We start from the raw sequence: 23,909 nt of genomic DNA, 5'->3' as shown, positions 1-23,909 counted from the left end.
CCGGAGACCGCTGCATAGCGAGCAGGGGCGGTGACGGAACGCCCAGCGACGGTGCGCGTCTATACGGCGGGTGCGTTCGGTACGGCGGGGTGCCTGTACGGCGACGGCCCGCGCCGCCGGCGGCCGGGACCGGCCCCAAGGCCGCATGCCCGGACGACGGGCGAGCGCGGGCCGTCGCGCGGCGCGGAGCGCCGTCGCCTTGAACCTGTAGTGAAGGTTGTCGCCGAAAACGGCTCTGGCCCATGATCGAGGGCGGACGTGCCAGGTGACCACGGGCCAGGATCTAGCTATCTCTGCAGGTCTACGCCTCGCCGGAGGTCAAACCGACCGGGCAGGCAACACCCGTTCCACCGATTCCGCAGTAGCCGTTTTTGTTGCGGTGAAGGTACTGCTGGTGGTATTCCTCGGCGAAGTAGTACTCGCCGGCGGGGGCGATCTCGGTGGTGATCCGGCCGTAGCCGGACTCGGTGAGCACCTTCTGGTAGGCGTCGCGTGAGGCGAGGGCGGACTTCTCCTGCTCGGGGGAGTGGGTGTAGATCGCCGAGCGGTACTGGGTGCCGACGTCGTTGCCCTGGCGCATGCCCTGGGTGGGGTCGTGGGCCTCCCAGAAGACCCGGAGCAGTTCCTCGTAGGAGACCTTGGCGGGGTCGAAGACGACGCGGACGACCTCGGTGTGGCCGGTCAGGCCGGTGCAGACCTCTTCGTAGGTCGGGTTGGGGGTGTGGCCGCCCGCGTAGCCGACCGAGGTGGACACCACGCCGGGGGTCTGCCAGAACTTGCGCTCGGCGCCCCAGAAACAGCCGAGGCCGAAGTCGGCGATCTCGGTGCCCTCGGGGTACGGCGGGGCGAGCGGGGCGTCGAGGACCATGTGGTGGCCGGGCACCGGCATGCGCGCCTCACGTCCCGGGAGCGCGTTCTCCCGGGACACCATGGAAGTCTTGTCCTTGCCGAACAGCCAGCCCATCGCGAACCTCCTCCTGACACCTTCTCAGATCTCTGCAACCGTGTACGGGTCGGCGATGTTCCCGTAAGGATTCCTTAACCATTGGACAAGCACTGCTAATTTGTATTAAATCGGGTAAGTAGTCAAAATAGATGACATGCCTGAATCACGCCATGGGGTCCTGTACGGCGTCGCCGCCTACGCCATGTGGGGTCTGTTTCCCCTCTACTGGCCGCTCCTCAAGCCCTCCGGGGCCCTGGAGATCCTGGCGCACCGCATGGCGTGGTCACTCGTCGCCGTCCTCGCCATCCTGGCGGTACGGCGGCACTGGGGCTGGATCCGCGAGCTCGTGCGCACTCCCCGCAAGCTCGGCCTGCTGGTCCTCGCCGCGGTGATCATCACGGTCAACTGGGGCGTCTACATCTACGCGGTGAACACCGGGCACGTCGTCGAGAGTTCCCTCGGTTACTTCATCAACCCGCTGGTCAGCGTCCTGTTCGGGGTCTTCCTCCTCAAGGAGCGCCTGCGGCGCCTGCAGTGGGCGGCGGTCGGCCTGGGCGCCCTGGCCGTCGTCGTGCTCACCGTCGACTACGGCCGGCTGCCCTGGATCGCCCTGGTCCTGGCCGCCAGCTTCGGCACCTACGGCCTGGTCAAGAAGATCGCGCAGGTCGGCGCGGCCGAGAGCATGGCGATCGAGACGCTGGTGCTGCTCGTGCCCGCGCTGGGCTATCTGGCCTATCTGGGCGTGCAGGGCGAGAGCACATTCGGCACCGCGGGCGCCGGGCACGCCCTGCTGCTGGCCGGGGCCGGCGTGGTCACCGCCGTCCCGCTGCTCTGCTTCACCGCCGCCGCGATCCGGGTGCCGCTCACCACGATCGGGCTGCTGCAGTACATCGCGCCGGTGCTGCAGTTCCTGTGCGGCGTGCTCATCGCCCACGAGGTCATGCCCGCCAGCCGGTGGGCGGGCTTCGCCATCGTCTGGCTGGCCCTGTCGGTCTTCACCTGGGACAGCCTGTGTACGGCCCGCGAGACCCGCCGCGCCGAGAGGCTCCGGGAGAGCGAGCCCGTCCCGGCCTGAGCGAGCCGTCCCTACGCGGAAGGGGTCCCGGCTCCCCGTACCGCCGCGACCAGCGGCTTGAGCGCAGGATCCCCCTCCGCCCGCTCCAGGGCGGCCTCCAGCGAGCGTTCGTACGTGGGCCCGGCCTCGGCCAGGCGGGCCCGGCCCGCATCGGTGATCACGGAGTAGACGCCGCGGCGGTCGTCGGAGCAGAGCGTCCGGCGGGTCAGCCCCGCCTCCTCCAGCCGGGCGATCAGGCGGGTCACCGAGCTCTGGTTGAGCCCCACGGCCTCGGCCAGCTCCTGCATCCGCAGCTCACCGCAGGAGGAACCGGCCAGCTGCCTGAGCGCGCGGTACTCCGACAGCCCGAGGCCGTGGCCTCGCTGCAGGTTCTTGGCCAGCTCGGCTTCCACCCGGGCGTACAGCAGTGCGAACAGATCCCACGTCATTGTGAGTTCCTTCTGTGATGAGCCACTCACCCCGGAGTATACGTGCACGCGCAAAAAATGCACGCGCAACAAGCCTCCGGGATCAGCCCGAGCGCTCCACCACGTAGTCGCACAGCGCCAGATAGGCGGCGCGGGCCGGGATGTCCGGCAGGCCGGACAGGTCGGCGCGGGCGCGGTCGGCCCAGGAGATCAGTTCGGCGCGGGCCCGCTCCATGGCGGAGTTGGCGCGCAGCAGGCGGAGGGTCTCCTCGACGTCCTCCTCGGCCACGGGACCGGCCAGCAATTCGCGCAGCCGCGCGTCGGCCGGGTCGTTCCCGGCCAGGACGTAGAGCACCGGCAGCGTGCGGATTCCCTCGCGCAGGTCGGTGCCGGGGGTCTTGCCCGACTCCGCGGACTCGGAGGCGACGTCCAGCAGGTCGTCGCTGAGCTGCCAGGCGACGCCGATGGCCTCGCAGGCGCCGGTCACCCGCTCGACCACCTCGGGGGCGGCCCCGCTCAGCATCGCGCCGAACCGGCCGGAGGTCGCGATCAGCGAACCGGTCTTGTCGGCCAGCACGTCGATGTAGTGCCGTACCGCGTCCTCCCCCTCGCGGGGGCCGATGGTCTCACGGATCTGGCCGCGGACCAGGCGGGAGAAGGTCTGGGCCTGGATCCGGATGATCTCCGAACCGAGGTCGGCGAGGATCTCCGAGGCCTGGGCGAACAGGTAGTCGCCGGTCAGGATGGCCACGGTGTTGTCCCACCGCGCGTTGGCCGAGGGCGAGCCCCGGCGGACGGGGGCCTCGTCCATGACGTCGTCGTGATAGAGCGTCGCCAGGTGGGTCAGCTCGATGACCACGGCCCCGGGCACGACCCCCGGGGCCTGCGGCGAGCCGAACTGGGCGGCCAGCAGTACGAGCATCGCCCGGAACCGCTTGCCGCCGGCCTCGATGAGGTGCTTGGACGTCTCCGTGACGAAGGCGTCCTCGCTCTCCACCGAGGACCGCAGCAGCTTCTCGACCTGGGCCAGGCCTGCCGCCAGGTCCTGCGCCAGCCGTTCGTCGACGAGCGGCAGATCAACAACCGGTGGCGCAGCCATGAGTATCCGACTCCCTAGCGAATGAACAACGCGGACGCGGCCTGGTCAGCCAGGTTCAGCACCGGCTCCGGGAAGACCCCGAGCACTACGGTAGCCGCAGCGGCCAGGGCCACCACAGCCGAGGTGCCGATGGTGGGCATCGCGACCGTCGGGCCGTCGGCGGCCGGCTCGCTGAAGAACATCAGCACGATCACGCGGACGTAGAAGAACGCGGCGATGGCCGAGGTGACCACACCCACCACGACCAGCGGCAGCGCGTCACCGGCCACCGCGGCTGAGAACACGGCGTACTTCCCGAAGAATCCGCTGGTCAGCGGGATGCCGGCGAAGGCCAGCAGGAAGAACGCGAAGATGCCCGCCAGCACCGGCGCCCGCTTGCCGAGACCGGCCCACCGGGACAGGTGCCCGGCCTCGCCGCCCGCGTCGCGGACCATGGTGACCACCGCGAAGGCGCCGACCGTGGTGAAGCCGTAGGCCGCCAGGTAGAACAGGATGGCCGACAGGGCGTCCCGGTTCTGCTCGAAGGCGCCCGTGGCGATCACACCGGTGAGCAGGAAGCCCGCGTGCGCGATCGAGGAGTAGGCCAGCATGCGCTTGATGTCGGTCTGGGTGATGGCCAGGACCGCGCCGACGACCATCGTCAGGATCGCGACGCCCCACATGACCGGGCGCCAGTCCCAGTCGAGGTTGCCCAGGGCGACCCAGAACACCCGCAGCACGGCGCCGAAGGCGGCCACCAGGACGGTGGAGGCCATCAGGGCGGTGATCGCGGTGGGCGCGCCCTGGTAGACGTCGGGCTTCCATGCCTGGAACGGCGCGGCACCGATCTTGAACATCAGGCCGACGCCGAGCATCGCCATGCCGACGAACAGCAGGGTGTCCTGGCCGGCGACCGTGCCCAGCGCGGCGCTGATGGCCTTCAGGTCGAGCGACCCGGCGTAGCCGTACAGCAGCGCGGTGCCGTACAGGAAGAAGGCCGAGGAGAACGAGCCCAGCAGGAAGTACTTGACCGAGGCCTCCTGCGACAGCAGGCGGCGCCGGCGGGCCAGGCCGCACAGCAGGTACAGCGGCAGGGACAGGACCTCCAGGGCCACGAACATGACCAGCAGGTCGTTGGCCGCCGGGAAGAGCAGCATGCCGCCGACCGAGAACAGCAGCAGCGGGTAGACCTCGGTCTGGGCGTAGCCGCTGCGGACCGCCTCCTCCTCGTCGCTGCTTCCCGGTACGGCCGCCGCCTGCGCGACGAACTGCTCGTCGTCGTTGATCAGCAGCGTGCTGACCAAGGCGAGGATGAGGATGATCGCCCAGATGAACAGGGCGGGCCCGTCCACCGCGACGGCGCCCATGGCCGCCGGCGTGGTCGGCACGCCGTCCCTGACCACCTGGAGGATCGTCAGCAGGAACCCGCCGAGCAGAGCCAGCAGGGTCAGCGGCACGTGGATCGACTTGCGCAGATAGCGGGGCGCGAACGCCTCGACCAGCACGCCGACGATCGCCGCGCCGAAGACCAGCAGCATCGGCGCGAGCAGGGCGTATTCGATCGTTGGCGCCTCGATGGTGCCGCCGTTCACTGGCCGGCCCCCTTCTTCTCAGCGACGGTGGAGACGGGCTGCTTGTCCGTCACCTGGGCGTTGGTCAGGGTCTTGTCCACCGCCGGGTTGATCACGTCGAGCAGCGGCTTCGGGAAGAAGCCGAACGCGACGATCAGTGCGATGAGCGGGGCCACCACCCACTTCTCCCGGCCGTTGAGGTCGGTGAAGCCCTTGACCGGCTCGGCGGTGGGACCGTTCATGGTGCGCTTGTACATCCACAGGATGTAGATGGCCGCCAGGATCACACCGGTCGCGCCGATGATGGCCGGGACCGCGTAGCGCTCGTAGGTGCCGATCAGGACCATGAACTCGCTGACGAACGGCGCCAGGCCGGGCAGCGAGAGCCCGGACAGGCCGGCGATCAGGAAGGCGCCCGCCAGCAGCGGGGCGACGCTCTGCACGCCGCCGTAGTCGGCGATCTGGGCGGAACCGCGGCGGTAGATCAGGAACCCGGCGACCAGGAACAGCGCGCCAGTCGAGAAGCCGTGGTTGACCATGTAGAGCGTGGCGCCCGACTGGGCGTTCTGCGTCATCGCGAAGACGCCCAGCGCGATGAAGCCGAAGTGCGAGATCGAGGTGTAGGCGATCAGGCGCTTCATGTCGGTCTGGCCGATGGCCACGATCGCGCCGTAGATGATGCCGACCACCGAGAGCACGATCACCAGCGGGGTGAAGAACTTCGACGCCTCCGGGAACAGCTCCAGGCAGAAGCGGAGCATGCCGTAGGTGCCGACCTTGTCCAGCACGCCCACCAGCAGGACCGCGGCGCCGGCCGGGGCCTGCGCGGCGGCGTCGGGCAGCCAGGTGTGGAACGGCCACAGCGGGGCCTTGATCGCGAAGGCGATGAAGAAGCCGGCGAACAGCCACTTCTGCGTGGTCGGGTCCTGGATGGCCCCGATCAGCTCGGGGAACATGAAGGTGTTCTTCTCGGCGACCACGTAGAGCGCGATCACCGCGACCAGCATGAGCAGGCCGCCGAAGAGCGAGTAGAGCAGGAACTTCACGGCCGCGTAGGACCGCTGCACGCCGCCGTACGACCCGATCATGAAGTACATCGGGATCAGCATGGCTTCGAAGAAGACGTAGAAGAGGAAGATGTCGGTCGCCGCGAAGACGCCGATCATCATGGCCTCCAGCACCAGCAGCAGCGCGAAGTAGGTCTTCGCGGAGCGCTTGGGCGCGAGCCCGGTGGCGTCGGGCCGGCCCTCGGCGTCGTGCCAGGAGGCCAGGATGACGATCGGCACGAGGATCGCCGACAGCGCGATCAGCACGAGCGCGATGCCGTCCACCGCGACGCCGTAGTGGACCCCGAAGCTGGGGATCCAGGAGTACTTCTCCTCGAACTGGAAGCGGTTGCCGTTGGGGCTGAACTGCACCGCCATCGCGACGGTCAGTCCCAGCACCACCAGCGAGACCACCAGGGCCAGTTGCTTGGCGAGCTTGTCACTGCCTTTGGGGAGCAGTGCCACCCCGACCGCGCCCAGCACGGGCACGGCGATCAGGATCGAGAGCCAGGGCATCACATGTTCCCTACGTAGAGCAGCGCGCCAACGACGGCGGCGGCACCGAAGAGGATGGACAGCGCGTACGAGCGGACGTAGCCGTTCTGCACGCGGCGCAGCCGCCCGGAGGTTCCGCCGATGCCCGCGGCCAGCCCGTTGACGAGGCCGTCGACGCCGCGGTTGTCGAAGAACACCGCGATGCGGGTCAGCCACTGGCCGGGGCGCATGAGCAGCGCCTCGTTCAGGGCGTCGCCGTACAGGTCGCGGCGGGCGAAGGTGGTGAGGAAGGAGCCGCGCGGGGCCACGGCGGGCACCTCGGCGGCGCCGTACCGGAACCAGGCGAGCGCGGCGCCGGCGGCGACCAGGGCGAGCGTGGCCAGGGCCGCGGGGCCGAACCCGAAGACGTGGGTCTCGGGCAGTTCCTGCGGCAGGCCGACGGCCGGGGACAGGAAGTTCATGAACCGGTTGCCCAGGATCAGGAAGGCGCCCAGGCCGATCGAGCCGATCGACAGGATCACCAGCGGCCAGGTCATCACCGCGGGCGACTCGTGCGGGTGCGCGTCGTCGGCCCAGCGCTTCTTGCCGAAGAAGGTCATGAAGATCATCCGCGACATGTAGAAGCCGGTCAGACCGGCGCCCAGCACGGCGAGCCAGCCGAGGATCGCGTTGTGCTCCATGGCCGTCTCGATGATGCCCTCCTTGGTGTAGTAACCGGAGAGCATCGGGAAGCCGATGATCGCGAGGTAGCCGATGATGAAGGTGACCGCGGTGACCTTCATGACCGGGAACAGCGCGCCGTAGCGGCGCATGTCGACCTCGTCGTTCATGGCGTGCATGACCGAGCCGGCGCCGAGGAACATGTTGGCCTTGAAGAAGCCGTGCGTGATCAGGTGGCCGATCGCGAAGGCGTAGCCCGCCGGGCCGAGGCCCGCGCCGAGCATCATGTAGCCGATCTGCGACATCGTCGAACCGGCCAGGCCCTTCTTGATGTCGTCCTTGGCGCAACCGATGATCGCACCGGCGAGCAGCGTGGCGACGCCGACGATGGTGACGACCAGCTGCGCGGTCGGGGCCTGCTCGAAGAAGGCCCCGGAGCGGACCACCAGGTAGACGCCGGCGGTGACCATGGTCGCGGCGTGGATGAGGGCGGAGACCGGGGTCGGGCCCTCCATCGCGTCCAGGAGCCAGGACTGCAGCGGCAGCTGGGCGGACTTGCCGCAGGCGCCGAGCAGGAGCAGCAGGCCGATCGCGGTCAGCGTGCCCTCCGACGCCTGGCCCGTCACCTGCTGGGTGAGGTCGGCGAAGGCCAGCGAGCCGAACGTCGTCCAGATCGTGAAGATGCCGATCAGCAGGCCGAAGTCGCCGACGCGGTTGACGATGAACGCCTTCTGGGCGGCGGTGGCCGCGCTGGGCTTGTGCTGCCAGAACCCGATCAGCAGGTAGGACGCGAGACCCACGCCCTCCCAGCCGATGAACAGGCCGACGTAGTTGTCCGACAGGACCAGCAGGAGCATGGCCGCGACGAACAGGTTGAGGTAGGCGAAGAACCGGCGGCGGTCGCGGTCGTGCGACATGTAGCCGATCGAGTAGATGTGGATCAGCGATCCGACACCCGTGATCAGCAGGGCGAAGCTGATCGACAGCGGGTCGATCAGCATCCCCATGTTCACCATGCCGGGGATGAACTCGAACAGCTCGAACGCCCGGCGGCGCTGGTCCGGGTCCAGGCCGGTCAGCTCCACGAAGGAGAGCACGGCGACCACGAAGGCGCCCAGCGACATGGCGACGCCGAGGAAGTGGCCCCACTTGTTGGTACGGCGGCCGCCCAGCAGCAGGATCGCGGCGCCCAGCAGCGGCAGCGCGATCATCAGCCAGGAGACCCCGATCACCCCACCGGAGTGCTGGACGATCTCAGCAGGAGATTGCACCTGGCACTCCTCAGTACTTCAGCAGGTTGGCGTTGTCCACAGACGCCGACCTGCGGGTTCGGAAGATCATCACAATGATGGCGAGGCCGATCACGACCTCCGCCGCGGCCACGACCATCACGAAGAAGGCGATGAGCTGGCCGTCCAGGTTGCCGTGCTGCCGGGCGAAGGTGACGAACGCCAGGTTGCAGGCGTTGAGCATGAGCTCCACGCACATGAACACCACGATCGCGTTGCGCCGCACCAGCACGCCGACACCGCCGATAGCGAAGAGCAGCGCGGAGAGCACCAGATAGTGGGTGGTCACTTGCCGTCCTCCTCGGAAAGCGCGTTCTCGTCCTGGAGCGCGTCCTTCACCTGGATGGGCTTGTCGCCCTCCACCGGCTCGGCGTCCCGGGCGTCGTCCTTCTGCAGGACCTGCTTGATGAGCGCGGCCTTCTCCGGATCGGTCGGCTCGAAGCCCTCCTCCATCTCGTGCCGGGCGAGCACCCGGTTGATCGAGGTGACCGCCACCGTGCCGTCCGGCAGCAGGGCCGGCATGTCGATGGCGTTGTGCAGGGCGTAGGTGCCGGGGCCGGGCAGCGGCGAGGGCTGCGGACCGGCGAACCGGGCGCGGGCCAGGTCGCGCTGGGTGGCCTTGGGCCGGACCCGCTCGCGGTGGGCCAGCACCATCGCGCCGAGCGCGGCGGTGATCAGCAGCGCCGAGGTGACCTCGAAGGCGAAGACGTGCCGGGTGAAGATCGAGGCGGCCAGGGTCGGGACGTTGCCGTCCCTGCTCGCCACGACCTGCCCCAGGCCCGTGGCGGGGCTGAAGGCCACGTTGCCGACCGCCAGGGCCAGCAGGACCGCGAAGCCCAGGCCGGCGATGACCGCCCAGAAACGCTGCCCCTTGATCGTCTCGACCAGGGAGTCGGAGGAGTCCACGCCGACGAGCATGAGCACGAACAGGAAGAGCATCATGACGGCGCCGGTGTAGACGATGATCTGCACCGCGGCGAGGAAGGGCGCGTCCTGGACGGCGTACAGAACGGCCAGCGAGAGCATGACCACGCCGAGCATCAGCGCCGAGTAGACCGCCTTGCGGCTGAAGACGAGCCCGAGCGCCGCGGCCACGGAGGTGACCGCCAGCACCCAGAACGTGATGGTCTCACCCATTGTTGCGTCCCAGCCGGTAGTAGTCCTCTTCGGTCTCGCCGAGACGCATGGCGTGAGGCGGAGCCTCCATGCCCGGGCCGAGCGGCGCGAGAAGCATCTCCTTGGTGTAGATCAGGCTCTCACGGGTCGTGTCGGCGAGCTCGTATTCGTTGGTCATGGTCAGCGCGCGCGTCGGGCACGCTTCGATGCACAGGCCGCACAGGATGCAGCGCAGATAATTGATCTGGTAGGTGCGGCCGTAGCGCTCGCCCGGGGAGTAGCGCTCCGTCTCGGTGTTGTCGCCGCCCTCCACGTAGATCGCGTCGGCCGGGCACGCCCAGGCGCACAGCTCACAGCCGACGCACTTCTCCAGGCCGTCGGGCCAGCGGTTGAGCTGGTGCCGGCCGTGGAAGCGCGGAGCCGTGGGCCGCTTCTCCTCGGGGTAGTTGACCGTCTCGACCTTCTTGAACATCGTGTGGAAGGTCACGCCGAACCCCTTGATGGGGTTCAACCAATCAGTTGCTCCCACTGGGAACCTCCGCAGTCGTGTTTGCGCGCGCCTCCACGGCCGTCGCCCCGCGGTAGTGCGGCAGGTCGAGCGGAGGCACCGGGAAGCCGCCGGCGGCGGGCTCGGCTTCGAGCGTCTTGAACTCGGCCTCGACCTGCTCGGCCTTGGCCTCCCTGCGCCGCTGCAGGACGGTGTCGAAACGCAGCCAGATGGCCAGGCACGCGACGAGCACGACGGCGCCCAGGATCATCACCATGGTGCGGTCGGCGGTGTCCAGGCGCAGGGCCCGCATGGTGGCCACCAGCAGGATCCAGGCCAGGTTGACCGGGATGAGGATCTTCCAGCCGAGGGCCATGAGCTGGTCGTAGCGCACGCGGGGCAGCGAGGCGCGGCACCAGATGAAGAAGGCGAACAGCAGCACCATCTTCCCGAAGAACCACAGCAGCGGCCAGTAGCCGGTGTTGGCGCCGTCCCACAGGGAGATCGGCCACGGGGCCTGCCAGCCGCCCATGAACAGGGTGATGGAGACCGCCGACACCACGAAGACGTTGACGTACTCGGCGAGCATGATGACGGCGAACTTCAGCGAGTTGGAGTACTCCGTCTGGAAGCCGCCGACCAGCTCGCCCTCGCCCTCCGGCAGGTCGAACGGGACCCGGTTGGTCTCGCCCAGCATCGTGACGATGTAGATCAGGAAGGACGGGAGCAGCAGGATCATGTACCAGGAGGGCATCGGGATGTCGAGGCCGCCCAGCGAGAACGTGCTGCCCTTGGCCTGCGCCGCGACGATGCCCGAGGTGGACAGCGTGCCCGCGAACAGGAAGACGCCCACGAACGACAGGCCCATCGCGATCTCGTAGGAGACCACCTGGGCGCTCGCGCGCAGACCGCCCAGCATCGCGTACGGCGAGCGGGAGCCCCACCCGGCCAGCACGATGCCGTAGACGCCGATGGAGGCCATGGCCAGCACCAGCAGCACCGCGACCGGCAGGTCGGTCAGCTGCAGCGGCGTCTCGACGCCGAACATGTCGACCTTCGGGCCCATCGGGATGACCGAGAAGGCCATGAAGGCGGGGACCGACAGCACGACCGGGGCGATGAAGTAGATCACCTTGTCCACGGTCCGCGGCATCAGGTCTTCCTTCAGACCCATCTTCAGGCCGTCGGCCACCGACTGCAGGAGGCCGAACTTACCCGCCCGGTTGGGGCCGTACCGGTTCTGCATGCGGGAGATGAGCTTGCGCTCGAACCACACGCCGAACAGCACGCCCAGCATCAGGACGATGAAGATGACCGCGGCCTTGAGGATGATGATCCCGATGGGATCCTTGCCGAAGTCGTCGAGGCTCGGAAGGGCCGGCCCGGCCGGCGCGGCCGCCAGAAGAGACCACGAGTTCATAAGTCGTTCACCGCTCCCCATTCGCTGCGCGGGCCGCCGGTGCTTCGCGGGCCGCTTCGCTCACTGCGCCGGGTTCTCTCCCGCTCATGAGGCACTTCCGATCTTGACGATGTCACCGGCCGCGGCACGCAGATCGCGGGTCACCGAGCAGCCGTCGGAGCCGGCGGGCAGCCACACCACCCGGTCGGGCAGATCGGCGATGCGCACCGGCAGGCTCACCGAACCCCGCCCGGAGTTGACAGTGATCTTGCTGCCGTCGACGAGGCCCGTCTCGGCCGCGGTGGCCGGCGACACCAGCGCCTCGGCCGCCGGGGCGGTGCCCGCGAGGTACGGCTCGCCGGCCTGCAGGCGGCCCTCGCCCAGCAGCCGGTGCCAGGTGGCGAGGATGGCCTCGCCGGCCGCCGGGGCCGGCACCGCGCGGGTGCCCGTCGCCGGGGCGGCGGCCCGCGGGCCCCGCCAGGCGCCGATCGCGGCCAGCTCGCGGCGGGCGGCGGACGAGTCCGGCAGGCCGAGGTGCACGTCCATGTGGTCGGCGATCGCGGAGACGGCCCGCAGGTCGCTCATCACACCGGTGACGTGCAGGGCCTCCTCGAAGGTACGGCCGCGCCCCTCCCAGTTGACGAACGTGCCCGACTTCTCGGCCACCGCGGCGACCGGGAGCACCACGTCGGCGCGGTCGGTGACCGCGCTGGCGCGCTGCTCCAGGCTGACGATGAACGGCGTGTTCTCCAGAGCCGCCAGGGCGGCCTCCGGGTCGGCCAGGTCGTAGGGGTCGACGCCGGCGACGACGAGGGCGTCCAGCTCCTCGTTGCGCGCCGCCGCCAGGATCCCCGCCGTGTCGCGGCCCGGGGTCTCGGGCAGCGAGGTGACGTTCCACGCCCGGGCCACCTCGGCGCGGGCGGTCTCGTCGGCGACCGGACGGCCGATCGGGAGCAGGTTCGGCAGGGCGCCGGCCTCGATGGCGCCGCGCTCACCGGCGCGGCGCGGGATCCAGGCCAGGCGGGCGCCGCTGGCCTCGGCCAGCCGCAGGAGCGCCGAGAGCGCGCCCGGGACGGTGGCCAGCCGCTCGCCGGCGAGGATGACGGCGCCCGGCAGCTTGACCGCCTCGGCGGCCGGAGAGTCGCCGGAGGCCAGGTCCTGAAGGACGTCGGGCTCGGTTCCCGGCGTGGCCGGGATGAGCGTGCCGTTCATCTTGCCCAGTCCGGCGGTGGCGAACGGGGCGATCGAGAAGATCCTCAGCTTGTTGCGCTGCCAGGCCTTGCGCAGCCGCAGGAAGACGATCGGCGACTCCTCGTCGGGCTCGAAGCCCACCAGGAGCACGGCCGGGGCCTTCTCCAGGTCGCGGTAGCGCACCTCGATGCCCTTGCCCGCCACGGCGTGCGCGAGGAACTGCGCCTCCTCGGCCGAGTGCGGCCGGGAGCGGAAGTCGACGTCGTTGGTGCCCAGGGCGATCCGGGCGAACTTCGCGTAGCCGTACGCCTCCTCGACGGTGACGCGACCGCCGACCAGCACGCCCGCGCGGCCGCGGGCGGCCGCCAGGCCCTGGGCCGCGACGGCGAGCGCGTCGGGCCAGGAGGTCGGGACGAGCACGCCCTCCTCGTTACGGACGAGCGGGGTCTTCAGCCGGTCGGGCTGCGTGGCGTAGGTGAAGGCGAAGCGGCCCTTGTCGCAGTTCCACTCCTCGTTGACCTCCGGGTCGTTGCCGGCCAGGCGGCGGGTGACCCGGCCGCGGCGGTGGTCGGTGCGCAGCGAGCAGCCGCTGGCGCAGTGCTCGCACGCGGAGGGGGTGGAGACCAGGTCGAACGGGCGGGCCTGGAAGCGGTAGGAGGCGCTGGTCAGCGCGCCCACCGGGCAGATCTGGATGGTGTTGCCCGAGAAGTAGGACATGAACGGCTCGCCGTTGGCGGTTCCGACCTGCTCCTTGGCCCCGCGCTCGAAGAACTCGATGAGCGGGTCACCGGCGATCTCCTCGGAGAAGCGCAGGCAGCGGGCGCACTGCACGCAGCGCTCGCGGTCCAGCAGCACCTCGGTCGAGAGCGGCACCGGCTTGGCGAAGACCCGCTTCTTCTCCTGGAAGCGGGTCTCGCCCTGGCCGTTGGACATCGCCTGGTTCTGCAGCGGGCACTCACCGCCCTTGTCGCAGACCGGGCAGTCCAGCGGGTGGTTCATGAGCAGCAGCTCCATGACACCGCGCTGGGCCTTCTCGGCGACCGGGGAGGTGAGCTGGGTCTGGACCACCATGCCCGGGGCGACCTCGATGGCGCAGGAGGGCTGCGGCTTGGGGAAGCCGCGGCCGTTGCCCGCGTCCGGGATCTCCACCAGGCACTGGCGGCAGTTGGCGGCCGGGACCAGCAACGGGTGGTCGCAGAAGCGCGGGATCTGGATGCCGAGCAGCTCCGCCGCCCGGATGATCATCGTGCCCTTCGGAACGCTGACCTGGAACCCGTCGATGGTCAGGGTGACCAGTTCCACCGGCGCCTGGGCCGGGGTGCTCGCTTCTACCGTCATGGCGCCTCCTCCGTCGGCCCCATGACCGAAGCGGTGATGTGCTTGCTGGCTCCCCTGATCACTTCGCGTCCCCCCAGGCCGTGGACGGAGCGTGGTCGAACGGGCAACCGCCGATCTCGAAGTGCTTGAGGTACTCCTCGCGGAAGTACTTCACCGAGGAGTGGATGGGGCTGGTGGCGCCGTCGCCCAGGGCGCAGAAGGAGCGGCCCAGGATGTTGTCGGCGATGTCGGTGATGGTGGTCAGGTCCTCCTCGGTGCCCTGACCCTTCTCCAGCCTGATGAGCACCTGCTTGAGCCAGTAGGTGCCCTCCCGGCAGGGGGTGCACTTCCCGCAGGACTCGTGCGCGTAGAACTCGGTCCACCGCATCACCGCGCGCACCACGCAGGTGGTCTCGTCGAAGATCTGCAGGGCGCGGGTGCCGAGCATGGACCCCTTGGCGCCGACCGACTCGAAGTCGAGCGGCACGTCGAGGTGCTCGTCGGTGAAGATCGGCGTGCTCGATCCGCCGGGCGTCCAGAACTTCAGCCGGTGGCCGGCGCGGATGCCGCCCGCCATGTCGAGGAGCTCGCGCAGCGTGATGCCGAGCGGCGCCTCGTACTGGCCGGGCCGGGTGACGTGGCCGGACAGCGAGAAGATGCCGAAGCCGGTCGACTTCTCCGTGCCCATGCCCGCGAACCAGTCGGCGCCGTTGGTGATGATCGAGGGAACACTCGCGACCGACTCGACGTTGTTGATCACAGTCGGGCAGGCGTACAGGCCAGCCACCGCCGGGAACGGAGGCTTGAGACGAGGCTGCCCGCGATAGCCCTCCAGCGAGTCGAGCAGGGCCGTCTCCTCGCCGCAGATGTAGGCGCCGGCGCCGGAGTGCACGACCAGGTCGAGGTCGTAGCCGGAGCCGAAGATGTCCTTGCCGAGCAGGCCGGCCTCGTACGCCTCGCGGACCGCCGCGTGCAGGCGGCGGATGACGTGCAGGACCTCGCCGCGCACGTAGATGAAGGCCTGGTTCGCCCGGATGGCGTAGGACGTGATGATCACGCCCTCCACCAGCGAGTGCGGGTTGGCCATCATCAGCGGGATGTCCTTGCACGTGCCGGGCTCGGACTCGTCGGCGTTGACCACCAGATAGTGCGGCTTGCCGTCACCCTGGGGGATGAAGCCCCACTTCATGCCGGTGGGGAAGCCCGCGCCGCCGCGGCCGCGCAGACCGGAGTCCTTGACCGCCTGGATGACGGCGTCGGGGTCCATGCCCAGCGCCTTCTTGGCGGCCTTGTACTCCCCGTAGCCGTTCAGGGTGAAGGAGTCGGGCCGGTCCCAGTTCGCGGTGAGGACCGGAGTGAGAGTCGTCATGCCTCAGGGGCCTTCCATCCGTTGGCCTTGGCGACCTTCAGGCCCTCCAGCGAGGCGCCCGCGGCGGACGGGCCGTCGCCGGCCAGGTCGTCGGGCAGGCCCGCGAGCACGCGCGAGGCCTCCTTGAAGGTGCACAGCTTCTTCGGCCCGCGGGTCGGCGAGACGTTCTTGCCGTCGCGCAGGTCGTCGACGAGCTGCTTGGCCGAGGCGGGGGTCTGGTTGTCGAAGAACTCCCAGTTGACCATCATCACGGGGGCGAAGTCGCAGGCGGCGTTGCACTCCAGCCGCTCCAGCGAGACCCTGCCGTCCGGGCTGGTCTCATCGTGACCGACGCCCACGTGCTCGGAGAGCTCGTCCCAGATCTGGTCGCCGCCCATGACCGCGCACAGCGTGTTGACGCACACGCCGACGTGATAGTCGCCCATCGGGCGGCGCTTGTACATCGTGTAGAAGGTGGCCACGCCCACGACCTCGGCCTTGGTCAGGCCCAGCATCTCGGCGCAGAACTCCTGGCCCGCGTCCGAGACGTAGCCGTCCTCCGACTGCACCAGGTGCAGCAGCGGCAGCAGCGCCGAGCGCGTCTTCGGGTAGCGGGAGATGATCTCCTTGGCGTCCCGCTCCAGCCGCTCGCGGACCTCCGGCGAGTAACTCCCGCGCGCGGTCACACGCCCCTCCTCACCCGGGCTCACGACCGCGACCCCCTCCTCGGAGGGGTTCAGGGTCGTGCTGCCCTTGGGGCTCGCGTAGTCCGCGGGGCTCTCATTCTGCGAACCGCTCATCGGTCCACTCATCGGTCCACACCTCCCATGACCGGGTCGATCGAGGCCACGGCCGAGATGACGTCGGCGACCATGCCGCCCTCGCACGTCGCCGGCACCGCCTGCAGGTTCGTGAACGACGGGTCACGGAAGTGCACCCGGTACGGCTTGGTGCCGCCGTCGCTGACCACGTGGGCGCCGAGCTCGCCGCGCGGCCCCTCCACGCTCGCGTACGCCTGACCGGCCGGGACCCGGAAGCCCTCGGTCACCAGCTTGAAGTGGTGGATCAGCGCTTCCATCGAGCCGCCCATGATGTGGGCGATGTGGTCGGGCGAGTTGCCCAGGCCGTCGGGGCCGAGCGCGAGCTGCGCGGGCCAGCCGATCTTCTTGTCGTCCACCATCACGCGCCCGCCCTTGAGCGGGCCGGCCAGCCGGTCCAGAGCCTGCTCGACGATCTTGAGCGACTCCTCCATCTCGGCGACCCGGACCAGGTAGCGGCCGTAGACGTCGCCGGTCTTCTCGGTCGGGACGTCGAAGTCGTAGGTCTCGTAGCCGCAGTACGGCTGCGACTTGCGCAGGTCCCACGGCAGGCCGGCGGCCCGCAGCATCGGGCCGGTGATGCCCAGCGCCATGCAGCCGGTCAGGTCGAGGTAGGCGACGTCCTTGGTGCGGGCCAGGTAGACCGGGTTGGCGTCGAGCAGCTTGCGCATGTCCTTGATGCGCTTCGGCATGACCTTCAGCAGCTCGCCGACCTTGTCCACGGCGCCGGCCGGCAGGTCGACGGAGACGCCGCCGGGCCGGACGTAGGCCATGTTCATCCGCAGGCCGGTGATGTACTCCATCACGTCGAGCACCATCTCGCGCTCGCGGGACCCGAAGAGGAACGGCGTGGTCGCGCCCAGCTCCATGCCGAAGGTGCCGATGGCCACCATGTGCGAGGAGATGCGGGTGAGCTCCATCGTCAGCACGCGGATCGCCTGGGCCCGCTCGGGGATCTGCTCGGTGATGCCCAGCAGCTTCTCCACGGCCATGCAGTAGGCGGTCTCGTTGAAGATCGGCGAGAGGTAGTCCATCCGGGTGACCAGGGTGGTCCCCTGGGTCCACGTGCGGTACTCGCAGGTCTTCTCGATGCCGGTGTGCAGGTAGCCGATGACCGTGCGGGCCTCGGTGACCGTCTCGCCGTCCAGGTTGAGGATCAGGCGGAGCACGCCGTGCGTGGACGGGTGCTGCGGGCCCATGTTGACGACGAGCTGCTCGTCCTGCTGACCGCTGAGCGTGGCGACCAGCTCGGTCCAGTCGTTGCCGGAGACCGTGTAGACCTTGCCCTCCGTGGCCTCCTCGTAAGGAGCACTCACTTGTACGACCTCCTCTGGTCCGGCGGGGGGATCTCGGCGCCGCGGTAGTCCACCGGGATGCCGCCGAGCGGGTAGTCCTTGCGCTGGGGGTGCCCGTCCCAGTCGTCCGGCATCATGATCCGGGTCAGCGCCGGGTGGCCGTCGAAGACGATCCCGAAGAAGTCCCAGGTCTCACGCTCGTGCCAGTCGTGCGTCGGGTAGATCGACACGCTGGACGGGATGTGCCGGTCGGTGTCGGGGCAGGCCGCCTCCACGCGCAGCCGCCGGTTGTGGGTGATCGAGCACAGGTGGTACACCGCGTGCAGTTCCTCACCTTCCAGGTGCGGGTAGTGCACGCCGGAGACGCCCAGCGAGAGCTCGAAACGCAGCGCCGGGTCGTCCCGCAGGTGGCGCAGAACCTCCAGCAGGCGCTCGCGCTTGACGTGGAAGGTCAGTTCGCCGCGGTCCACGACCACGCGCTCGACCGCGTCGGCCAGGTCGCCGCCGAGCGCGCGCTCCAGCTCGTCGGCGACGGTGTCGAAGTAGCCGCCGTAGGGACGGGGGGTCGACAGCCGCGGCGCGCGCCGTACGACCAGACCGCCGTAACCGGAGGTGTCACCGGAGTCCTGGGCGCCGAACATGCCCAGGCGCGCGATCGGCTCCTCCGGCACCCCGGGAAGGTTGTCCGTGCTCATTATCGGTCGCTCCGGCTCACTTGGCGTTTCCCTGGTCGATCAGCGGCAGCGTCCGGAGCGCCTGCAGTTCGAGCTCGTCGATCTGCTTGGCGCGGTGCGCGCCGAACTTCATGTTCTGGATCTTGTCGTGCAGCTTGACGATCGAGTCGATGAGCATCTCGGGCCGCGGCGGGCAGCCCGGCAGGTAGATGTCGACCGGGACCACGTGGTCCACGCCCTGCACGATCGCGTAGTTGTTGAACATGCCCCCGCTGGAGGCGCACACTCCCATGGCGATGACCCACTTGGGCTCGGCCATCTGGTCGTAGATCTGCCGCAGGACGGGGGCCATCTTCTGGGACAGCCGCCCCGCGACGATCATCAGGTCGGCCTGCCGCGGAGACGCCGAAGCGCGCTCCATGCCGAAGCGCGCCAGGTCGTGCTTGGGACCGCCGGTGGACATCAGCTCGATGGCGCAACAGGCCAGGCCGAAGGTCGCCGGCCAGACCGAGTTCTTACGTGCCCAGCCGGCGACCTGCTCGACCGTGCTCAGCAGGAAACCGCTCGGGAGTTTCTCTTCAAGTCCCATAGTCCTAATCCCAGTCCAGACCCTTGCGGCGCCACACGTACGCGTAGGCGACGAGCACGGTGACGATGAACAGCACCATCTCGACCAGCCCGAACAGCCCGAGCTGGTCGAAGGCGACCGCCCACGGGTAGAGGAAGATGATCTCGATGTCGAACACGATGAAGAGCATCGCGGTGATCATGTACTTCAGCGGGAAGCGACCGCCGCCGACCGGCTGGGGGGTGGGTTCGATACCGCATTCGTAAGCGTCGAGCTTCGCGCGGTTCCAGCGCTTGGGTCCGGTGAAGGGCGCGATCGTCACCGAGAAGACCGCGAAGCCCGCCGCGAGTACGGCGAGCACCAGAATGGGTGCGTACAGCTCCATCGCTACGCCTCCTCTCCCATCTCCACGCGCGCCGGCGCGTAGTTCGTCACAGTGGTGTGTTTCACAAGTCTAGGCAGGGCGATCATCTCGGCTCGCTCCGGGTTCCGCGTGTTTTGTGAGGTCATGCCGGTGGCGCGACCTTCGACAGAGCGTTGATGATCCTGTCGGATGCGTCGCCTCGCCGGTCGGTGAGATTAGCAAGCAGCTTGAGCGCGAAGCGCATCAGCCCGGGATGGTGCAGCGCGTGGCGGGTGGCGAAGTTCATCACGCCACGGCGGCCGATGAGTTCCACGAAACCGCGCCCCAGAGTGAAGTACCCACCATAGGCGTCCTTGAGGATCTGGGGATAAGCGCGCAGCACGCGCTCACGCTGCGCGGGGGTGGTCCGGCCCAGAGCCTGGACGATGGTCTCGGCCGCGATCCGGCCGGTCTCCATCGCGTACGCGATGCCCTCGCCGTTGAACGGGTTGATCATCCCGCCCGCGTCGCCGACCAGCACCAGGCCCCGCGTGTAGTGCGGCTGCCGGTTGAAGGCCATGGGCAGCGCGGCGCCCCTGATCGGGGTCGTCATGTTCTCTTCGGTGTAACCCCACTCGGAGGGCATGTTCTTGACCCAACGTTTGAGCAGGTCACGATAGTCCATGCCCTTGAAGGACTCGCTGGTGTTCAGCAGCCCCAGGCCCACGTTGGAGGTGCCGTCGCCGACGCCGAAGATCCAGCCGTAGCCGGGCATCAGCTGGTCGCCGTCCCACAGCTCCAGCCACGTCTCCAGATAGTCGTCGTCGTGACGCGGGCTGGTGAAATAGGTGCGTACGGCCACGCCCATCGGGCGGTCCTCGCGCTTGTGCAGCCCCATCGCCAGGGAGATCCGGGTGGAGTTGCCGTCGGCGGCGACCACCAGACGGGAGCGGTAGGAGACCTCCTCGCCGTCCTTCTTGGCCGTCACACCCACGATGTGGCCGCTGCGGTCGTCGAGGATCGGCGCGGTGACGTTGACGCCCTGCAGCAGGCGCACCCCGCCCCGCACCGCGTTGGCGGCCAGGATCTCGTCGAAGTCCTGCCGGGTGCGCACCAGCCCGAAGTCCGGATAGCTGGCCAGCTCCGGCCAGTCCAGCTCGAAGCGCAGCCCCCCGCCGACGACGCGCAGGCCTTTGTTCCTGACCCATCCGGGGGCGTTGATGTCGATCCCCATCGCGATGAGCTGCTTGACCGCTCGGGGCGTCAGCCCGTCGCCGCACACCTTCTCACGGGGGAATGTGGTCTTCTCGAGCAGCAGGACGTTCAGTCCGGCCTGTGCGAGGTGGAAAGCGGTGGTCGACCCTGCGGGCCCGGCGCCGACGACGATGACGTCGGCGTCAGCCTCAGCGACACTCCGCTGTGGGGCGGCTGGCACGGTCACGGGACCCGTCCTGTCCTACATGCTTCGACGGCCTCGGGGTAAGGGGCCTTTCGTTCCTTTGTGAAGGTCTTCACAAACTTGTCGGGCGGCAGTCTAACGCCTTCCCCACCCCAGATGTCAGGCGGGATCGGCGATCTATCCCCCGTTGCCCGGATCCGACATGCGAAAACCCCCGTAAGCCAGCAAAGGGCTCACGGAGGTTCAAGATCAGGTTGTCTCAGATGTCGAACTCGTCGTTCCTGACCCCCGCCACGAAGGCACGCCACTCCCCAGGAGTGAAGGTCAACACCGGCCCAGCCGGGTCCTTGGAGTCACGGACCGCGACACCGCCTCCAGCGAGCGGAGCGACTTCGACGCACTCTCCATCGCTCATACAAAAAGTGCTCTTCTGCCACGGAAGGTTCTGATCGCAGGGAAGAGACAGCTCCATGGTGCTCCAGAGTCGCAAGTGACAGATGTGAAAGCGCCAAAATAGCACCTGCCACCAGCGCATGGATGCCAAGCTACGCGAGTGCGGTCACGAGACAAGCAACACGCTCACCGAGCGAGTGATGCGATCAGATGCTTGGATCGCCGCCAGTCGAGAGCAGCCTTCTCAAGATTTTCGTAGAGTGCGGAATACATGTAAACAGCACTCTCATCCTCAGTGAGGTTGGAAATGGGAAAATCCTCTGTGTAGAGAAGCTCGTCGTAGAGAGTCCCAAGTCCGGGGACCTCCGGAAACCGCATGAGGAGGAAGTGGCTCCCGTCAGCAGGGTGAGTGACGTCGAGAGGGAGGACCCGGATACTCACGTTGGGAAGTTCTGACACCTCCAGCAACCAGCGAAGTTGCTCCTTCATGATCTCCTCGCTGCCATAGCGCCGTCGGAGCACCGCCTCATCAAGGATTGTAGAGTAAGTAAGCCCGCTTCCAGAGGTGAGCCGCTCCTGTCTCCGCAGGCGGAACTGGGTCCGGCGCTTGATCTTCCCAAGAGGCAGAGCTTGGAGCGACTGATAGAGACCGTTGATCACTGAAGCATAGCCACGTGTTTGGAGCATTCCCGGCACAACATTGGCGTACCAAGAACGGATCTCCTGAGCCTCATCCTCCATGCCCGCGAGGGTGATCACCTGCTCCGGCAGGTCCTCGGCGTAGGCCTCCCACCATCCCCTGCGGTGAGCGTCCCGCGTGAGACCGAGTAGCAAGCCGCTCGTCTCAGCGTCAGCGTTGAAATACCGGAGCAGCTTTTCCACATCCCCCTCCTGGGGGACGACCTGACCGTTCTCCAGGCGGGAGACCTTGGAGGTGGACCAGCGGAGTTCCTTCGCGACCTGGACCCCGTTGAGGCCCGCAGCCTCGCGTAACCGGCGCAGCTCTGCGGCGAGCCTGCGGCGGCGGAGTGTCGGGCTTCCGGTTCCGGTCACCCAGGCTCTCCTTTCGCAAACCTTGCAGGTATGCCCCTTTTGAGAGGTTTGCAACCCTCACCGGGAAGGTCGGTTTTCATCCCGCCAGGACTCCCGCGCGTCATCCCTGCGGGAATTGCACGGGGCATCCCGGCGGCACATGCTGAGTTTATCCCGCCATACCAGGCGACGAGGGGAAAACATCCAGGTGAATCCGGCAATCCCGACAGCGCATCCTCCGTAGCTCCACGGCCGGAGAAGCGAGCACCCACGCAAGCGGGCGGATGGCTGCGACCCATCCGCCCGGAATCCCGCAGCCCCCCTCATCTCATCAGCGACGGGAACAGGAGCCGTGGAACATGTCCAACGCTACTCCGTCACGACAACCCCGCAAGGGGTTACGGACCCGCCTTATCGAAAAGGCGGAGCGGAAAATCTGGAGCGAGAACGACAGGCTCGCCGAGCTCAACGGCTGGCGGGTCGTCAAGGCGAGTCTCTTCGTCAGGCGGTACCGGGATCCCCGGTTCGACCGGCTCGGACTGGACCCGGACGGCGGCGCGGAGAACGTCGCCGCGGGGTCGGGAGGGACCCATGGGCGATGACCCTCCCGGATGGTCGGGGCACCCCAGGAACCACCCTCGCATTCCCCGCGCCCGGGGGCCGCTGGCCCGGCTGGGATGGATCATCCGGTGGCGTGTCGAGATCGCCGTCGGCTCGGGGATCGTCCCGGTGATGTCCGAGCTGGCCGAACAGCCCGCGTGGCTGCCGGTCTATCTGCTGCCGCTGGTCGCCGCGATCGGTTGCCCGCCGGCCCGGCGGGCGGTGGGTGACCAGTTCCGCGGGCTGGTCGCCAGGCACCGCTTCCAGGGGTTGTGCCAGAAGACCTCGCTGCGGACCCCGGAGGGATGGCTGCCCCTGGTGATGGGGACGGTCCCGCACGGGGACGGGCGGCTGGAGCTGTACATCTGGTGCAGGTCGGGGATGAGCCTCGAACTCTTCGAGGACTACATCCCCGAGATCGAGGCCGCCTGCTTCGCCGGCGGGGCGGCCGTCCGCCCCCACGCGCGATGGGGGCACGTCGTCATCATCGAGTTCCGGCGGTAGCCGTACGGAAAGGACCCGGGGCAACGGCGCTCCGGGTCGGAACCGGATCAGGGCTTCAGGACTCGGGCTTGTAGGCGCGGTGCAGGGCGACGATGCCCAGTGAGAGGTTGCGCCAGGCGACCTTCTTCCAGCCGGCCCGCTGGATGACGCGGGCGAACTCGGCCTGGGCCGGCCAGGACCTGATCGACTCGGCGAGGTACTCGTAGGAGTCGGGGTTGGAGCTGACCGCCCCGGCCACGACCGGCAGCATCCTCATCAGGTACTCGGTGTAGACCCGCTCGAAGGCGCCGTTCGTCGGGCGGGAGAACTCGCAGACCACCAGGCGGGCGCCGGGCCTGGCCACGCGGAGCATCTCGCGCAGCGCCTGCTCGGTGTCGTTGACGTTGCGGATGGCGAAGGAGATCGTCACCGCGTCGAAGGACTCGTCGGCGAACGGCAGCTTCAGGGCGTCGCCCGCGATGAAACTGACCCCGCGCACCCCGCCGCCGGAGATGCCCGAGCCGCCCCGCTTCTCGACGCCGGTGCGGAGCATGCCGAGGGAGAAGTCGGAGGCGATCGCCCGGGCGCCGAGCGTGGTGAAGGCGTCGGTCGAGGTGCCGGTGCCCGCGCCCAGGTCGAGCACGAGTTCGCCGGGCCCGGCGTCGATCGCGTCCGCGGTGGCCTTGCGCCAGAAACGGTCCTGCCCGAGGGACAGCAGATCGTTCATCAGGTCGTAGCGCCGGGCCGTGCGATCGAACATCGAGGCGACCTCGTGCGGTTGCTTGTCCAGCGAAGCGCGCGTCATGGGGACAAGACTAGGCCCGGGCGGGCAATCCACGGAAAGTAGCGACGCGATTACCAAGGGTCTGCTAGGACTTG

The 23,909-nt window shown here is 68.6% G+C and carries 23 protein-coding genes; 2 read left to right on the top strand and 21 right to left on the bottom strand.

The genetic code is table 11. The annotated features are described in order from the left end of the window. Positions 1–301: 301 nt before the first annotated feature. Positions 302–964, bottom strand: a complete 663-nt coding sequence (msrA, locus tag Pta02_RS21240) for a peptide-methionine (S)-S-oxide reductase MsrA (protein WP_203876634.1) — start codon at positions 962–964, stop codon at positions 302–304. A 136-nt stretch (positions 965–1,100) separates the two neighbouring features. On the opposite strand from msrA, the gene rarD reads away from it, so the two are divergent. Next, positions 1,101–2,021: an EamA family transporter RarD gene (rarD, locus tag Pta02_RS21235; RefSeq protein ID WP_203876633.1), complete on the top strand. Its 921-nt coding sequence runs from the start codon at positions 1,101–1,103 to the stop codon at positions 2,019–2,021. A gap of 11 nt (positions 2,022–2,032) precedes the next feature. Here the strand turns inward: rarD and Pta02_RS21230 are convergent, their stop codons facing one another. The 19 genes from Pta02_RS21230 to Pta02_RS21140 all read right to left on the bottom strand — a co-directional run bounded on the left by Pta02_RS21230 (position 2,033) and on the right by Pta02_RS21140 (position 21,968). Continuing rightward, positions 2,033–2,449, bottom strand: coding sequence for a MarR family winged helix-turn-helix transcriptional regulator (locus tag Pta02_RS21230; RefSeq protein ID WP_203876632.1), 417 nt, complete (start codon positions 2,447–2,449; stop codon positions 2,033–2,035). Positions 2,450–2,531: 82 nt separating this feature from the next. Beyond that, positions 2,532–3,527, bottom strand: coding sequence for a polyprenyl synthetase family protein (locus Pta02_RS21225; RefSeq protein ID WP_203876631.1), 996 nt, complete (start codon positions 3,525–3,527; stop codon positions 2,532–2,534). A 14-nt stretch (positions 3,528–3,541) separates the two neighbouring features. Then, positions 3,542–5,098: an NADH-quinone oxidoreductase subunit NuoN gene (nuoN, locus tag Pta02_RS21220; RefSeq protein WP_275423598.1), complete on the bottom strand. Its 1,557-nt coding sequence runs from the start codon at positions 5,096–5,098 to the stop codon at positions 3,542–3,544. Then, a complete protein-coding gene (locus tag Pta02_RS21215; RefSeq protein WP_203876630.1) occupies positions 5,095–6,639 on the bottom strand; it encodes an NADH-quinone oxidoreductase subunit M in 1,545 nt (514 codons plus the stop codon). Before Pta02_RS21215 ends, nuoN begins: the two co-directional genes overlap by 4 nt. Continuing rightward, positions 6,639–8,489, bottom strand: a complete 1,851-nt coding sequence (gene nuoL / locus Pta02_RS21210) for an NADH-quinone oxidoreductase subunit L (RefSeq protein WP_203876720.1) — start codon at positions 8,487–8,489, stop codon at positions 6,639–6,641. The genes Pta02_RS21215 and nuoL overlap by 1 nt, the downstream gene beginning before the upstream one ends. A 70-nt stretch (positions 8,490–8,559) precedes the next feature. Beyond that, complete coding sequence (nuoK, locus tag Pta02_RS21205; protein WP_203876629.1) at positions 8,560–8,856, bottom strand: NADH-quinone oxidoreductase subunit NuoK; 297 nt, start codon at positions 8,854–8,856, stop codon at positions 8,560–8,562. Next, positions 8,853–9,704 (bottom strand): NADH-quinone oxidoreductase subunit J, encoded by an 852-nt coding sequence (locus Pta02_RS21200; RefSeq protein WP_203876628.1) that lies wholly within the window; start codon positions 9,702–9,704, stop codon positions 8,853–8,855. Before Pta02_RS21200 ends, nuoK begins: the two co-directional genes overlap by 4 nt. Continuing rightward, positions 9,697–10,212, bottom strand: a complete 516-nt coding sequence (nuoI, locus tag Pta02_RS21195) for an NADH-quinone oxidoreductase subunit NuoI (protein ID WP_203876627.1) — start codon at positions 10,210–10,212, stop codon at positions 9,697–9,699. Before nuoI ends, Pta02_RS21200 begins: the two co-directional genes overlap by 8 nt. After that, positions 10,199–11,590, bottom strand: a complete 1,392-nt coding sequence (nuoH, locus tag Pta02_RS21190; protein WP_203876626.1) for an NADH-quinone oxidoreductase subunit NuoH — start codon at positions 11,588–11,590, stop codon at positions 10,199–10,201. Before nuoH ends, nuoI begins: the two co-directional genes overlap by 14 nt. 84 nt (positions 11,591–11,674) lie before the next feature. Then, complete coding sequence (locus Pta02_RS21185) at positions 11,675–14,098, bottom strand: NADH-quinone oxidoreductase subunit G (protein WP_203876625.1); 2,424 nt, start codon at positions 14,096–14,098, stop codon at positions 11,675–11,677. A gap of 58 nt (positions 14,099–14,156) precedes the next feature. Continuing rightward, positions 14,157–15,446, bottom strand: coding sequence for an NADH-quinone oxidoreductase subunit NuoF (gene nuoF / locus Pta02_RS21180; protein WP_203876624.1), 1,290 nt, complete (start codon positions 15,444–15,446; stop codon positions 14,157–14,159). Then, positions 15,443–16,225, bottom strand: coding sequence for an NADH-quinone oxidoreductase subunit NuoE (gene nuoE, locus Pta02_RS21175; RefSeq protein WP_239131120.1), 783 nt, complete (start codon positions 16,223–16,225; stop codon positions 15,443–15,445). The genes nuoF and nuoE overlap by 4 nt, the downstream gene beginning before the upstream one ends. An 8-nt stretch (positions 16,226–16,233) precedes the next feature. After that, the gene (locus Pta02_RS21170; protein ID WP_203876623.1) at positions 16,234–17,559 is read right to left on the bottom strand and encodes an NADH-quinone oxidoreductase subunit D; all 1,326 of its coding nucleotides are present in this window, start codon (positions 17,557–17,559) and stop codon (positions 16,234–16,236) included. Beyond that, entirely contained in the window at positions 17,556–18,233 is a 678-nt protein-coding gene (locus tag Pta02_RS21165; protein ID WP_203876622.1) for an NADH-quinone oxidoreductase subunit C, read from the bottom strand. Before Pta02_RS21165 ends, Pta02_RS21170 begins: the two co-directional genes overlap by 4 nt. Before the next feature lie 16 nt (positions 18,234–18,249). After that, the gene (locus tag Pta02_RS21160) at positions 18,250–18,801 is read right to left on the bottom strand and encodes a NuoB/complex I 20 kDa subunit family protein (RefSeq protein ID WP_184937870.1); all 552 of its coding nucleotides are present in this window, start codon (positions 18,799–18,801) and stop codon (positions 18,250–18,252) included. Positions 18,802–18,805: 4 nt separating this feature from the next. Continuing rightward, complete coding sequence (locus tag Pta02_RS21155; protein ID WP_203876621.1) at positions 18,806–19,165, bottom strand: NADH-quinone oxidoreductase subunit A; 360 nt, start codon at positions 19,163–19,165, stop codon at positions 18,806–18,808. 121 nt (positions 19,166–19,286) lie between these two features. Continuing rightward, on the bottom strand, positions 19,287–20,564 hold the full coding sequence (locus Pta02_RS21150; RefSeq protein ID WP_203876620.1) for a geranylgeranyl reductase family protein: 1,278 nt from the start codon (positions 20,562–20,564) through the stop codon (positions 19,287–19,289). Positions 20,565–20,781: 217 nt separating this feature from the next. Then, complete coding sequence (locus Pta02_RS21145) at positions 20,782–20,994, bottom strand: DUF397 domain-containing protein (RefSeq protein ID WP_203876718.1); 213 nt, start codon at positions 20,992–20,994, stop codon at positions 20,782–20,784. Positions 20,995–21,101: 107 nt separating this feature from the next. After that, positions 21,102–21,968, bottom strand: coding sequence for a helix-turn-helix domain-containing protein (locus Pta02_RS21140; RefSeq protein WP_203876619.1), 867 nt, complete (start codon positions 21,966–21,968; stop codon positions 21,102–21,104). A 570-nt stretch (positions 21,969–22,538) separates the two neighbouring features. Between Pta02_RS21140 and Pta02_RS21135 the strand changes: the two genes are divergently transcribed. Then, entirely contained in the window at positions 22,539–23,051 is a 513-nt protein-coding gene (locus Pta02_RS21135) for a hypothetical protein (RefSeq protein ID WP_203876618.1), read from the top strand. A 55-nt stretch (positions 23,052–23,106) separates the two neighbouring features. Here Pta02_RS21135 and Pta02_RS21130 read toward each other — a convergent pair whose 3' ends face one another. Further along, on the bottom strand, positions 23,107–23,835 hold the full coding sequence (locus tag Pta02_RS21130) for a demethylmenaquinone methyltransferase (protein WP_203876617.1): 729 nt from the start codon (positions 23,833–23,835) through the stop codon (positions 23,107–23,109). Positions 23,836–23,909 lie beyond the last annotated feature (74 nt).

The sequence above is a fragment of the Paraplanobispora takensis genome (assembly GCF_016863195.1).
In the GTDB taxonomy this organism is placed as follows: Bacteria; Actinomycetota; Actinomycetes; order Streptosporangiales; family Streptosporangiaceae; genus Planobispora; species Planobispora takensis.
The sequence above is the reverse complement of the archived record's forward strand: the minus strand, read 5'-3'. Positions and strand labels throughout refer to the sequence as shown.